We start from the raw sequence: 13051 nt of genomic DNA, 5'->3' as shown, positions 1-13051 counted from the left end.
CGCCCCGGGCGCGGCGTGTCCGCGCACCGCAGTTGAGGGGGCGCGACGTGGGCACCGAGCTCGACCGGGAGCCGAGACAGGAGCGCAGCAGGGCCACCCGGGCCAGGCTGTTGGACGCGGCCGTGCGCTGCTTGGCCGAGCGCGGCGTGGCCGGGGCGACGGTCGGCGCGGTCGCCGAGGCGGCCGGGGTGTCGCGAGGCGCGGCCCAGCACCACTTCCCCACCCGTGACGAGCTGTTCCTCGCCGCGCTGGACCGGATGGTCGACAGTCGGGGCGAGGAGCTCCGGCGAGGCGCCGTCTCCGTCCCGGAGGGACCCGACCGCACCGAGGCGGTCGTCCAGATGGTCGTGGACGCGTTCAGCGGCGAGGACTTCCACGCCGCGCTCCAGTTGTGGGCGGGCGCCGCCAGCGACCCAGCTCTGCGCGACCGCGTCATCCCGATGGAGGAACGGGTGGGGCGTCAGATCCACAGGGCGGCCGTGGAGCTCCTCGGGGCGGACGAGGCGGTCCCGGGGGTACGGGAGGCGGTGCAGGCGACGCTGGATCTGGCGCGCGGGCTGGGCCTGGCCAACCTGCTCAGCGACGACAGCGCACGTCGGCGGGGGATCGTGCGCCAGTGGGCGCGGATGCTCGACCAGGCGCTCGGGCGGGAGCACGGGTGAGCGTTCGGCTCCGCGCGGCGTGCGCGGCCGCGCGGATGTCTATCATCGGAAGCGTTCGGGCTCGGGCCCGGACCAGACACATACGCGGATGAGACCGGACGGACGGTGTGACGGTGGGTGCGGAAACGGGCCGGGACCTGCCCGGCCTGGCCAGGCAGGCGGTGGACGCGTTCGCGGAGAGCGCCGCACGGCGCAGGGATCGCGACGCCCTGATGGACGCCGCGTTCGCCGCGCTCTTCGAGCTGTACCGGGCCACCACGGAGGCCGAACGCGCCTCCCCCGCGGGGCGGAACTTCAACTCGACCCTGGCCGAGCTGCTGGTCAGCGGGAACAATCCCGACCGGCTCAGCCTGTACGTGGTGCGCACCCAGACAGCGGCGGAGAACGGTCGGCACGAGGGCTACCGGCCCGCCTGCTGGCGGCGGTCGATGCTCCAGATCCTCGGTGACGAGTTCGTTCCGTGGAATCGGTTCCTGCGCCCGGTGGACCTGGAGGCCGTCCCGCGCATCGACGACGCCCTCGTCGCGGTGGCGGCCGACGCCAGCCCGGTCAGCGGCGAGGAGGTGCCCGCCTGGGTGCCCGAGTCGCACTGGTGGTGGTGGGAACCGGTCCGCCAGGCCGAGGCCGGCGGCGTCGACCGGGCGGACAGCGGACCGCTCGACGCCGTCGCGAGCGAGTAGATTCGGGCGTCCCTCATCCGGCATCGGCACGTTCGGACCGGGCGGTGTCGATCCGGTGCTGGATGACGTCCCGGCAGGTGCCCAGCGCCCGTGCCAGGGCGTTCATGCTCTCCCCGGCCTCGTGCCGGGCGAGGATCTCGGCGTCGGACACCCCCAGGTTCCGGCGCGGGCGGCCGATGCGCGCCCTCGGCCCGCTCTGGCCCCTCCGGGCGCGCTGTTCCGCCTTGCGGCGTCGTTGGCGCAGCAGGTACATGGGGTTCTGGTGGCGGGCTCCGGGGCGGTCGGCGCCCCACAGCCGTGAGGGCTGCTCGTGTTCGTGCCACAGGGCGAAGAAGTTCCTTCGGGCGCGGGCCAGCGCGGAGCAGTACGCGTTGTCGGACAGGTTCAGCGAGCGGGCGGCGCTCGCGCGGTCGCCGTACTCGGCCAGGGCACGCAGGGCGTCGCGTTGGGGTTCGGTCAGGGTCCGCCAGATCTGGGCGAAGGCGAGGCGGTCCACGATGAGGTCCTCGTGGCCGTGCGTGGGTGCCGAGGCGCTGGTCCAGTACCGGACGAAGGCGCGGGAGAGGACGGACTGGTCCTGGCCGCCGTAGCCGTGCGCCCGGAGGTCCTGGTAGTGCTGGGCCTTCATGGCCTTCCAGCCGATCGAGATGAGTTCGGTCTCCTCGGGGCGTTCGTGCGTGAGGTGGAGGTGCTCGGTGATCGCCTCCCAGGCGGTTTCGGCGCGGTGGGTCATCTCCATGCCGTTCACCCAGTTGCACTCGCGGGCCGCCCAGACGGCCAGTCGGACGATCTGGACGGTGGTGTAGCCGTGCGCGACGTGTTCGTCCACGGCGGGGCGGGGGAGGACGGGGCCGAATTCGTTGGACCCGGTCGGAGGCTTCATCGGGTGCCTCCCGCACTTATCGGCCGACCGGACGACCGGAAGTCCATTTGCGTCCGAAATTGGCTGAATTGCTGCACCATGTATGGCTCCTCGGTAGCGAACGGCAGTGTGACGAGTAACGCTCGTGTGCTGGACTGTTCTCCGGGTGAAAGCACAGCTTGGGGCGGTTTTTCGTCTGCTTCGAGTCTTCGAGGAGCCTTACTTGGAGGCAAGAGTTGCGTCACTCTTGGAGCATTAAGTAGTGAAAGCACTCATGCATGTAGCGGTCTTGTGCTTGTCTGCTGCCGTGACGGAACGAAAAATTGCTGTCTGGCGGGAGTTCGGGGCCGAGATCCGGCGTCGTCGCTTCCAGGCGGGGCTGAGTCTCGAACGCCTGGCACCCCATGCCGGTGTTTCCCCGCAGATGCTCGGTGCGATGGAGAGGGGGACGCGTAGGACGAAAGAGGACGCTGCGAAGCGGCTCGACGCCTTCTTCGCTACCAATGGCGCACTCATGCGGAGCTGGTTGCAGGCCGTACGGGGGGAGGGCGACCCCGAGTGGTACGAGCAGGTGACCAACTCGGAGGAGAACGCGACCGAGATTCACATGTTCCATCCGAACCTCGTGCCGGGTCTCCTCCAAACCAAGGCGTACGCGTTGGAGATCTTCCAGCAGTCACGGCTTCTCGACGCGGCGCAGCAGCACGAGCATCTGGCCGAGCTTCGGGTGAAGCGGTTGGACGCGCTCGTGCAGGCGAACAACCCCAAGCTCCTGGCTGTGATTCCGGAGGAGGTCCTTCGCGCTCCCGTGGGCAAGGGTGACGTGATGCGCGAGCAGCGAGCGCATCTGGTGCGTCTGGCAGAATCCGAGAGGCTGAAGTTGTTGGTGGTACCCCAAGGGACTCCCTACATCGGTGGTGCCTCAGGTGCATTCCGTGTGATCGGCTCCGACAACGGCTCCCCTGTCGTCTACGCCGAGCACACGGGTGGTGGGGTGATCATCGACGACCACCTGGAGGTTGCCAATCACCAGGCGATCTACCGGGAACTGCTGTCATGGGCGCTACCCCCGCTGGCGTCGATCGACCTGATGCGCCGGATGAACGAAGAGGTTGAACATGACTGAGAACTGGCACAAGTCGAGCTACAGCGGCCGAAGCGGCGACTGCGTGGAGGTCTGCGAGGCCCCGGATGTGGTGAAGGTCCGGGACACACAGAACCGGAGCCTCGGGTACCTCAGCTTCCCGGGTGACCAGTGGGCCGCGCTTCTCCACGGCCTGCGCGACGAACGAGCCTGATCCCTCCCACGAATCGAACCGGCGGCGTGCACGATCGCGTGCACGCCGCCGGGCTCAGCGTCCGTTGACGCAGGCATCGAACCCCGTCAACACCGCCGCGAGCTTGTCCCCCTGACCCGCCGCTACGAAGAGTTGCTTCACCTCTTGCTTGAGAGTTTCCTCGGACTCTTGCGTGAGACCCTGGGCCTGCGCATCCTCCAGGAGCATCAGGGTCTTGTTCGTCGTTTCCGCGTCGACCGCATTTTCGGCCAGCACATCCCGGGCGCAACCACGAAGCACCTCATCCTGGCTGGTGTCCGAGGCTGCTGCGGAGCCTCCCCACAGAAGTGCCGCCGCCGCTGTGAGCGCGGTGGTGAGCGTGGCGAGCCGACGTCCGGATGTCATGTGGGTTCCCCTGGATCATGTTCGTTCTGGTGTCGGCAGCGTAGAACACGAAGACCGGAATCGAATGGCGGAACGCGGAAACAGAAACGAATCCGTCATCTGAACCAGGTCCAATCGCGGCCAATGCAAACAAACAGTTCCGAGGATGGATTCGTCATACCGAACGAACCCCTGGGCCGCCTGGCCCCGGGCTGGTTCCGGGTGGCCCGCACGCCGCCGTCATGTCTGGAGGCTGGGGCGGGTTCACCGCCGGGCGGCGATGAGCCCCCGGTACCAGTCGAACGAGTCCTTGGGCGTCCGCCGTTGGGTCGTGTGGTCCACGCGCACCAGACCGAACCGCTGGTGGTAGCCCTCCGCCCACTCGAAGTTGTCCGTCAGCGTCCACACGAAGTACCCGCGCACGTCCGCGCCGCGCTCCCGTGCCCGGTCCACCGCCGCGACGTGGCCCTCCAGGTAGGCGATCCGCTCGGGGTCGGGCACACGGCCGTCCGGTGTGACGGCGTCGGTCTGCGAGCACCCGTTCTCCGTGACGTACAGCGGCGGCAGCGCGTTCCCGTAGCGCTCGCCGAGCAGGAGGAGCAACCGCTCCAGCCCCTCTGGCGCCACCGGCCACCCGAACGCCGTGGTCGGCACACCGGTGACCTCGGCGAAGTCGAACGGTAGCCCCGACTCCTCGGCGGGGGCGGCGATCCTGGACGGGTTGTAGTAGTTCACGCCCAATCCGTCCACGCTGCCCGCGATCAGCTCCAGGTCGCCGTCGCGCGCTCCGGGGACCTCTCCCGCCCCGAAGGCCGACAGGTTCGGATAGCCGCCGAAGAGAACGGGATCGGTGAACAGGCGGTTGTGCAGGGCGTCGTAGGCGTCGGCCGCCGCGCGGTCGGCCGGGGAGTCCGAGGCGGGCTCGACCGGGGAGTAGTTGTTGGTGAGCAGCACCTCCAGGCCGCGCGAACGCAGCTCCCGTGCCGCCAGCCCGTGCGCCAGCAGCTGGTGGTGGGCGACCGCCAGCACGTCCGGCACGTCCAGGACCCGGCCGGGCGCGTGGATCCCGAACGCGTGCCCGTAGGCCATGTGCACGACCGGCTCGTTCAGGGTGATCCAACGCCGCACCCGGTCGCCCAACGCGTCGGCGGTGGCGGCGGCGTACTCGGCGAACGCGTGCGCCGTCTCGCGCGCCGACCAGCCGCCCGCCTCCTCCAGCTCGACCGGAAGATCCCAGTGGAACAGGGTCGGCACCGGTTCGATCCCCCGCTCCAGCAGCGCGTCCACCAGGCGGTCGTAGAAGGCGACGCCGGACTTGTTCACCGGCCCCCGGCCGCGGGGCACCACACGCGGCCAGGAGACCGAGAACCGGTAGGCGTTCACCCCCAGTCGGCCCAGGAGCTCCACGTCCTCGGCCCACCGGTGGTAGTGGTCGCACGCCTCGGCCGGGCTGTGCCCGTCGCGGACGGCGCCCGGGCGCCGGTGGAAGTCGTCCCAGATCGACGGGGTGCGCCCGTCCTCGGTCAGGGCACCCTCGACCTGCAGCGCCGAGGAGGCGACGCCCCACAGGAACGGTGACGGCACGGTGGTTTCCTTCCTCGTCGGGCGCGGCCTCACGCCACGCCCCGGATCTTCCAGACGAACGCGGCGCCCAGCAGTGTGAGCAGGCCGCACACGGTGTAGAGCACCGGGTAGCCGCCCAGGTGCACGACGATCGGACCGGCCAGCGCGGGCGCGATCACCTGGGGTCCGGCGCTGGCGATGTTCACGATCCCCAGGTCCTTGGCCCGTCCCTCGGCGGTCGGCAACACCTGCGTGACCAGGGCGTTGTCCACCGACAGAAACACCCCGAACCCCACCCCCAGCACTACCGCGCACACCAGGCTCATCGGCCACGTGGGGAACACGGCGAGCAGGAACGCGGGCAGCGCCATCACCCCGCCGGACAGCGCGACCATGCCCCGGCGGCGCCCGATCCGGTCCGATACCAGCCCCGCGACCACGGTCGTGGCCACGACCGCCACCGTGTAGACGAGGATCAGCACCAGCAGGCCGTCCGCCGCCGACGAGCCGGGGAACAGCTCCTCGTAGCCCACCCCGTCGCGCAGGAAGTACAGCAGGTAGAGCGTGAACATGGCGTTGCCGGTCTGCATGAGGAACCGGGTCAGCCAGGCCCATCCGAAGTCGGGGTGGTGGCGGGGCGACACCCACAGGCTTCGGAGGAGGTCGCTCCACGGCGGGCGCGCCGGCCGGGGCAGCGGCGGGTCGGGCGCCATGAGGGCGAAGGGCAGCGCGCAGACGAGGACGAGCACGCCGATCAGCGCGTACCCGGGGGCGATCCCCGTGGCCACCACGGTCACCAGCAGCACCGCCGCGACCACCCCGGCCGACTGGGGGACGCCGATCCACCCCGACACCGCCCCGCGTTGGCGCACCGGAACGTGGTCGGGGACGGCGGCGAGCAGGGTCGCGTTCAGACAGGACAGCGCGCCCTGGACGAACGACCAGCCCGCGAGTACGCCGATCGCGCTCTCCTGCCAGCCGAGGGCGATGAGCCCGGCGGCGCCGAGCACCGCGCCGGCCACGATCCACGGGCGGCGGCGCCCGAACCGTCCGGTGGTGCGGTCCGACAGGGCTCCGGCCAGCGGGGTCGCGGCCATGGCGATCGCCGCGCCGACCCCGGTCACCCAGGCGAGCGTGGCCTCCTTGGTGTCGGGGGCGATGAGGGTGATCTGCTCGGGGAGCAGGATCTGGAGCGGGCCGAAGAACGCCATCCACATGCCCAGGTTGGCCAGGCAGATCCCGGCCACCCAGGGCGCGCGTACCGGTCGCGTCGGCTCGGCCAGCGCGGTGGGGAGGGCGGAGCCGTCGTCGGGTGGGGGGTCGGGGGAGGGGGATCGCGCGGGGGGTGTGCGCACGGACGACCTACCTAACGTGAATTTCCCTCATGTTAGGTGGATCACGCAACCGAACGGAAGTCCCCGTGCGCGCGATCCCCGCGCGGGCCTTCCGCCGGAGTCGCCCGGCGCGCGTCGGGACTATTAGTCAAGTTTGACTAGCAGTGTTCGCGCCGCTTAGGCTCGCCGAGTAGTCAAACTTGATCAATTGGGGGCGGGTCATGACCGGACGTGGCGGGGCGGCGGGGGACGAGTCCGCGAGCGTGTCGGGCGCTCAGACGGATGGCGCCTCCGTCCGGCGGGCGTCCGAAGCAGGTGCGATGGGTCAGGGCTCGGCCGCGCCCGGCGCCGAACGCAGGGACCATCCCGGCGAACGGCCGATCGCCGTGCGCCCCGACGAGACGGTCATCCCGGTGCTGCACTGCTTCGACCCGGAGGCGACGATTGAGTTCTTCCGCGCGATCGGCTTCGAGGTCACCCACGACCAGCGCAGGCCCTATCTCTACCTCGCGTTGCGCTGGAGCGGCTTCGACCTGCACTTCGGCCGTCCGCCCAAGGGCCTGGACCCGTCGATGGAGCACACCGGCGGGTGCCTGGTCATGGTCGACGACGTCGCCGCCTACCACGCCGCCATCACTCGGGGCATGCGCGAGGCCTTCGGCAAGGTCCTCGGCCGCGGCCTGCCCCGTGTCACCCGGTACCGGCCCGGCGCGAGTCGCTTCACCCTCATGGATCCCTCGGGCAACTCGGTCATCTTCATCCAGCGCGATGAACCGGAGGAGCCGGAGTACGGCGGCTCGGAGGGGCTGCCGCCGTTCGCGCGGGCCCTGGACAACGCCCGGATCCTGCGCGACTTCAAGACCGACGACCTCGCGGCGTCCCGACAGCTGGAGTCCGCGCTGCGCAGGCGCGCGGACGAGGCCACGGACGTCGAACGCGCCACGGCGCTGGCGATGCTGGTCGAGCTGTCCACCGCCCTGGGCGACCACGCGGAGGCGGCGGACCGGCGCGACCGGCTCAGGGAGATCGAACTGACCGAGCAGGAGCGGAGCGTGGTCGAGGCGGAGCTGCGCAACGCCGGGGACCTGCGCCGCTGGTTGGGTGAGGAACCGTCCTAGGCGCGGGGGTCGGCCGCCGAGCGGACGGGAACCGCCGCCGGAACGGCGGTCCGGTCCGGGCCGGGGCCCGTCGACTCCAGGGGTTGCTGACATAATCCCCGGGCGACACGGACCACCACCCCTCCCCTTGGTAGAAAGCCGACACCGTGGACCCCCTGCACCCCACAGACCCCCCTCACATCGGCCCCTACCGCCTCACCGCCCGACTGGGAGCTGGTGGGATGGGCCAGGTCTACCTCGCCCGCACCGTTTCCGGACGGCAGGTGGTCATCAAGGTCATCCGTTCCGAACTCGCCCAGGACCCGGAGTTTCGCTCCCGCTTCGCCCGCGAGGCCGACGCGGCGCGACGGGTCGGCGGTTTCCACACCGCCCAGGTGGTGGACGCCGCCCCCGACGCCGAGGCGCCCTGGATCGCCACCGCCCACATCCCCGGCCCCACCTTGGAGCGGGCCGTACGTGAGTCCGGTCCCCTCCGGCCCCCGGCCCTCCACGTTCTGGCGGTCGGGCTCGCCGAGGGGCTCTCGGCGGTGCACTCCAGCGATCTGGTCCACCGCGACCTCAAGCCGGGCAACATCATCCTGGCCCACGACGGACCCCGCATCATCGACTTCGGTATCGCCCGTCCGCTGGACGTCAACAGCATGACCACGCACGGCGCGGTGTTCGGAACACTGCCGTACATGTCCCCGGAGCAGACCGACGGGTCCCGGGTGGGCCCGGCCTCGGACGTGTTCTCGCTGGGGACCGTGCTCGCCTACGCCGCCACGGGAGTCAATCCGTTCGTCGGGGCCACGATGGCCGAGACCCTGCGCCGTCTGATCGGTCCCGCGCCCGATCCGGGGGAGATCGATCCGCGGGTGCGGGCGCTGATCCGCGACTGCTGGAACCACGATCCCGCGCGGCGCCCCACCCCGGCCCAGATCCTCTCCCGGTTCGCGGAGCACGATCTGCACGGATCCTGGCCGCACCCGACCGCCGTCGTACCCTCGTCCGCGTCGCCTCCCCAACCCGCCCCGCCTGCCCCACCCCCGACGGCGGTCCGGCCCTCGGCGGAGCCGGTGGCACCGGGACACCGCGGGTCCGGCTGGAACTCCACGCGCACGTGGCTGCTCGGCGCGGGCGCCGCGGTGACCGTCGTCGCGCTCTTCCTGTGGGTCGGCGTCCAACTGGTCACGAACGCGTCCGGGTCGGACCGGGCGAGTGGAACCGCGGGGAACGACTCCCGCGACTCCGGGGACGGCGGTCTCCTCGGCTCCGGTACGAGTGGGACCAGCCCGGACATGACCTTCGAGCACGACGGGGAGGGTGCCGTGCGGTCGGTGGTGTTCAGCCCCGACGGCTCCATGCTCGCCACCGGGGTCGGCAACGCCGCCGGAACCGGGAGCGCCACCTGGCTGTGGGACGTCGAGTCCGGTGAGCGGCTCGACTTCTCCCTGGCCGAGGACTGGACCGGCTCGACGGACATCACCATCGCGGGTGACGACGAGGACGACCCCTTCACCTTCCTGGCCGAGGACGGACCCCTCCGGCTGTGGTACGCCGACAGCGGCGACGGGATCGTTCCCCTCGTCGGCGGGAACTTCGCCTGGCCGACGGCGTTCAGCCCGGACGGCGCCACCGCGGCCGTCTCCGTCGGCATGGCCGGGTTGTGGGACACCGGAAGCGGGGACCGGATACGTCTGATCGACGACTCCGGGGCTGGGGCCTACGAACTGGAGTTCAGCCCCGACGGAGGGACCCTGGCCATCGGCCACGGCGACGGCACCGCCCATCTGCGGGACGTCGGCTCCGGGGACGAGATCGCCGAGCTCACCGGGCACGAGGACTACGTTCACACGATGGAGTTCAGTCCCGACGGCACCATGCTGGCCACCGGCGGTGTCGACGGCACCGTCCGGCTGTGGGACCCCGAGAGCGGGCGCGAGATCACCGCCTTCCCCGACCACCAGGGCGTGATCTACGAGGTGACCTTCAGCCCCGACGGCTCCACCCTGGCCGTCAGCGACAACGGCGCCACCGTGCTCTGGGACGTCGAGACCGGAGAGGAGGTCACCAGGTTCCCCATGAGCCCGTTCTACCTGGGGCTCTCGATGACGCGCTTCAGCCCCGACGGCAGTACCCTGGCCATCGCCCGTAACGGCGACGTGTACCTGTGGCCACTCGACTGAGCACCGCCTAGGCGTCCTCGGCCAGCAGCCCGTCGAAGGGGGCGCCGCCCTCACCCGCGAAGGTGTGCGCGCCGCCCTCGATCCGGCCGATCAGTGCGCGGGTCCACACGGCGTTCGACTCCGCCGTGTGCGTCCACAGGTCCATGATCTCCTCGATGTGCCCGGTCGCCCCCGGACCCCCGGCGGGGGCCCGGTGCTCCGCGACGTGCTCCCGCCAGGACTCCAGCGCCCCGACCCGCCTCCGCAGCAGCTCCAACACCTCCGCGCGCGGCAGGTCGACCATGAACCCGAGCGCCGCCGAGAGCACGTCGAAGCGCTCGTCGTGGGCGGACAGCGCCGCGCGCAGCAGGGAGAGGTACTCCTCCTCGCCCCTCTCCGTGATCTCGTACTCCGTGCGGGGCGGTCCACCGGCCGTGGACGGGGCGACCTCGTGCGCGACCAGCAGCCCCTGCCGCGCCGACTGCTTGAGGGCGTGGTAGATCGACCCCGGCTTGGCCGTCGACCACTCGTGCGCGCCCCAGTGCTCCAGGTCGGCGCGCACCTGGTAGCCGTGGGCGCGGCCGTGGAGGCGGACCGCGCCCAGCACCAGCAGTCTGATCGCCGACATCTACTCGCCCTGGCGCGCGTGCTCCGCGCCGAGGGCGATCGGGGCGCCCAGCCACTCGTCGCGCAGGCCGAAGGAGTCCACCAGCGTGACCGCGTAGGGCCGCAGCCCCCGGCACAGGTCGTTCACCGCCTGGCTGACCGCCTTGGCACGGGCGGTGGACAGGCGTTCGTGCTCCAGGAACCAGGCGCGCTCCTCCTCCACGACCGACAGGACGTACAGGTCGCACACCCGGCTGAGCAGCTTGGCGGTCGCCTGGTCCCCGCAGCGGTCGATCCCCGCCACGAACGCCTCCAGCACCACCCGGTCCATGTGCGCCCGGCCCGCCGCCAGGACGTGGTCCTGGGCGCGGTTGAACACCTCGAAGGCGTCGCTGCCGTCCCGGCGGGCTCGGCGCAGCCGCCGCGCCAGCCCCTCGACCACGTGCTTCTCACGGTCCTCCAACAGCTCCAGCTGCCAGCCCCGGTTGTACAGGTCGGCCTCCTCGCCGCGCCCCGGAGCGGCCGCGATCAGCCGGTCGATCAGCGGCTTGGCCGCCGTGCGCTCGATGACGCCCTCGAACACCCGGCCCGCCATGAAGCGCGCCAACGCCAGCTGGTCCAGGTCGCCGAAGGACTCCCGGAAGTCGGTCAGCAGGCCCTTGGTGAGCTGCTGGATCAGGACCGTGTTGTCACCCTCGAACGTGGTGAAGATGTCGGAATCGGCCTTGAGCTGGGGGATGCGGTTCTCCGCCAGGTACCCGGCGCCGCCGCACGCCTCCCGGCAGGTCTGGATCGTCCGGGTCGCGTGCCAGGTGGCCACCGCCTTGAGCCCGGCGGCCCGCGACTCCAGTTCGCGCTGGGCGTGCTCGTCGCGCTCGGGGGAACGGGACAGCTCGTGCAGGCGGGAGACCAGCTCCTCCTGGGCGAAGTGCAGGGCGTAGGTCCGAGCCAGAGCGGGCAGGAGTTTGCGCTGATGGGCGAGGTAGTCCAGGATGCGGACCTCGCGCTCGGGCTGGCCGTCGCCCGCGGGCCGGGTGAACTGGCGCCGGACGTCGGCGTAGCGCGTGGCGATGGCCAGGGCCGCCTTGGTGGCCGTGCCCGAGCCCCCGGCCACGCTGATCCGGCCCCGGATGAGCGTGCCGAGCATGGTGAAGAAGCGCCGGTTCTCGTTGTCGATGGGGCTGGAGTAGGTGCCGTCGGCGGCGACGTCGCCGTACCGGTTGAGCAGGTTCGTGCGCGGCACCCTCACCTGGTCGAACCACAGGCGGCCGTTGTCCACACCGTTGAGCCCGGCCTTGGCGCCGCAGTCCTCGATGCGCACTCCGGGGGCGGGGGAGCCGTCCTCGTCCCGGATCGGCACCATCAGGGCGTGCACGCCGTGGTCGGCGCCGTCCGTGCGCAGTTGGGCGAAGACCACCGCCATGCGGCCGTCGCGGGCGGCGTTGCCGATGTAGTCCTTGCGCGCCGACTCGTCGGGGGTGTGGACCACGAACTCCTCGGTCGCGGGGTCGTAGGCGGCCGTGGTGCGTAGGTGCTGGACGTCGGAGCCGTGTCCGGTCTCGGTCATGGCGAAGCAGCCGGGCAGGTCGACGGACATGACGTCGGGCAGGTACGCGGCGTGGTGGCGTTCGGTCCCCAGAGCGCGGATCGCCCCGCCGAACAGCCCCCACTGCACCCCCACCTTCACCATGAGGGACATGTCGGCGACGAGCATCTCGAAGGCGACGACGGAGGCGCCGATGTCGTCGGCTCCGCCGACCGACTCGGGGAAGCCGTAAGCGGGGATCTCCGTCTTGGCCAGGGTCTTGAGCTGGGTGAGGACGCGGGCGCGGTGGTCCTCCACCGACAGCCCGTGGACCGGGGCGAACTCGTCCCCCTGGAGGAGGTCGCGGGCGCGTTCGCGGACGCTCGCCCAGCGTCCGTCCAGGAGGCCGCGCAGCTCGGCCTCGTCCACGCGTAGTGCCCGGTCGGTCATGGTCTCCCCCTGGTGGTGCTCGACGGCGCGGCCACTCCCGTGCCTACCACTGCCGGGCCCGGGCGTGTCGGGAACACGCCCGAGACGCGGCTGTGGTGGCCCCCACGGTACGGGTGGGCGGGCCAGGGCGTCGCGCCGAGGTCGGGTCAGACGGCGGCGGCCGTCTCCCGGGCGGCGGCGGTGTCGTGGACCCTGCGCAGCAGGTCGTCCAGGGAGACGTCGAGCGCGGTGGCCACGGCGGCCACGGTGAAGAAGGCGGGAGTGGGGACGCGGCCGCCCTCGATCTTGCGCAGGGTCTCGACCGAGATCCCGGCCTGACGCGCGACGTCGACCATCGTCCGGTCGGCGCGGGCAGCGCGCAGGAGGGCCCCGAGGAGGCGGCCCCGTTCGATCTGGTCGGCGGTCAGCGGTTCACGAACCATGCCGAGAGTGTAGCCCGCACC

At 71.3% G+C, this 13051-nt stretch carries 13 protein-coding genes; 6 read left to right on the top strand and 7 right to left on the bottom strand.

The window, feature by feature from the left end; genetic code table 11:
• Nucleotides 1-47 precede the first annotated feature (47 nt).
• Together KIK06_RS13310 and KIK06_RS13305 are read left to right on the top strand one after the other, a co-directional pair.
• A complete protein-coding gene (locus KIK06_RS13310; RefSeq protein WP_268643362.1) occupies nucleotides 48-662 on the top strand; it encodes a TetR/AcrR family transcriptional regulator in 615 nt (204 codons plus the stop codon).
• Between the two features lie 107 nt (nucleotides 663-769).
• Nucleotides 770-1342 carry a hypothetical protein gene (locus tag KIK06_RS13305; RefSeq protein ID WP_017598007.1) on the top strand — a complete coding sequence of 191 codons (573 nt, stop codon included), beginning with the start codon at nucleotides 770-772 and terminating at the stop codon, nucleotides 1340-1342.
• Nucleotides 1343-1355: 13 nt separating this feature from the next.
• Here KIK06_RS13305 and KIK06_RS13300 read toward each other — a convergent pair whose 3' ends face one another.
• Nucleotides 1356-2225 carry a hypothetical protein gene (locus KIK06_RS13300; RefSeq protein WP_268643361.1) on the bottom strand — a complete coding sequence of 290 codons (870 nt, stop codon included), beginning with the start codon at nucleotides 2223-2225 and terminating at the stop codon, nucleotides 1356-1358.
• 241 nt (nucleotides 2226-2466) lie between these two features.
• On the opposite strand from KIK06_RS13300, the gene KIK06_RS13295 reads away from it, so the two are divergent.
• On the top strand, nucleotides 2467-3330 hold the full coding sequence (locus KIK06_RS13295; protein ID WP_268643360.1) for a helix-turn-helix domain-containing protein: 864 nt from the start codon (nucleotides 2467-2469) through the stop codon (nucleotides 3328-3330).
• A complete protein-coding gene (locus KIK06_RS13290) occupies nucleotides 3323-3502 on the top strand; it encodes a DUF397 domain-containing protein (protein ID WP_268643359.1) in 180 nt (59 codons plus the stop codon). The genes KIK06_RS13295 and KIK06_RS13290 overlap by 8 nt, the downstream gene beginning before the upstream one ends.
• Nucleotides 3503-3556: 54 nt before the next feature.
• On the opposite strand, the gene KIK06_RS13285 is transcribed toward KIK06_RS13290, so the two are convergent.
• The 3 genes from KIK06_RS13285 to KIK06_RS13275 all read right to left on the bottom strand — a co-directional run bounded on the left by KIK06_RS13285 (nucleotide 3557) and on the right by KIK06_RS13275 (nucleotide 6783).
• Entirely contained in the window at nucleotides 3557-3886 is a 330-nt protein-coding gene (locus KIK06_RS13285) for a hypothetical protein (RefSeq protein WP_268643358.1), read from the bottom strand.
• 243 nt (nucleotides 3887-4129) lie between these two features.
• On the bottom strand, nucleotides 4130-5449 hold the full coding sequence (locus KIK06_RS13280) for a GH1 family beta-glucosidase (RefSeq protein ID WP_268643357.1): 1320 nt from the start codon (nucleotides 5447-5449) through the stop codon (nucleotides 4130-4132).
• Nucleotides 5450-5478: 29 nt separating this feature from the next.
• Nucleotides 5479-6783 carry an MFS transporter gene (locus KIK06_RS13275; RefSeq protein WP_268643356.1) on the bottom strand — a complete coding sequence of 435 codons (1305 nt, stop codon included), beginning with the start codon at nucleotides 6781-6783 and terminating at the stop codon, nucleotides 5479-5481.
• A gap of 299 nt (nucleotides 6784-7082) precedes the next feature.
• Between KIK06_RS13275 and KIK06_RS13270 the strand changes: the two genes are divergently transcribed.
• Complete coding sequence (locus KIK06_RS13270) at nucleotides 7083-7880, top strand: glyoxalase (protein ID WP_268643355.1); 798 nt, start codon at nucleotides 7083-7085, stop codon at nucleotides 7878-7880.
• 221 nt (nucleotides 7881-8101) lie between these two features.
• Nucleotides 8102-10048, top strand: coding sequence for a WD40 repeat domain-containing serine/threonine protein kinase (locus KIK06_RS13265; protein ID WP_442789768.1), 1947 nt, complete (start codon nucleotides 8102-8104; stop codon nucleotides 10046-10048).
• Between the two features lie 7 nt (nucleotides 10049-10055).
• Here the strand turns inward: KIK06_RS13265 and KIK06_RS13260 are convergent, their stop codons facing one another.
• The 3 genes from KIK06_RS13260 to KIK06_RS13250 form a co-directional block, all read right to left on the bottom strand.
• A complete protein-coding gene (locus KIK06_RS13260) occupies nucleotides 10056-10655 on the bottom strand; it encodes a PadR family transcriptional regulator (RefSeq protein ID WP_268643353.1) in 600 nt (199 codons plus the stop codon).
• The gene (locus KIK06_RS13255; RefSeq protein ID WP_268643352.1) at nucleotides 10656-12608 is read right to left on the bottom strand and encodes an acyl-CoA dehydrogenase family protein; all 1953 of its coding nucleotides are present in this window, start codon (nucleotides 12606-12608) and stop codon (nucleotides 10656-10658) included.
• 146 nt (nucleotides 12609-12754) lie between these two features.
• The gene (locus KIK06_RS13250; protein ID WP_017598019.1) at nucleotides 12755-13030 is read right to left on the bottom strand and encodes a helix-turn-helix domain-containing protein; all 276 of its coding nucleotides are present in this window, start codon (nucleotides 13028-13030) and stop codon (nucleotides 12755-12757) included.
• Nucleotides 13031-13051: the final 21 nt, after the last annotated feature.

The organism is Nocardiopsis sp. EMB25, from assembly GCF_026797795.1.
GTDB lineage: Bacteria > Actinomycetota > Actinomycetes > Streptosporangiales > Streptosporangiaceae > Nocardiopsis > Nocardiopsis lucentensis.
Note: the sequence above shows the minus strand (reverse complement) of the source record. Positions and strands in the feature narration are given on the sequence as shown.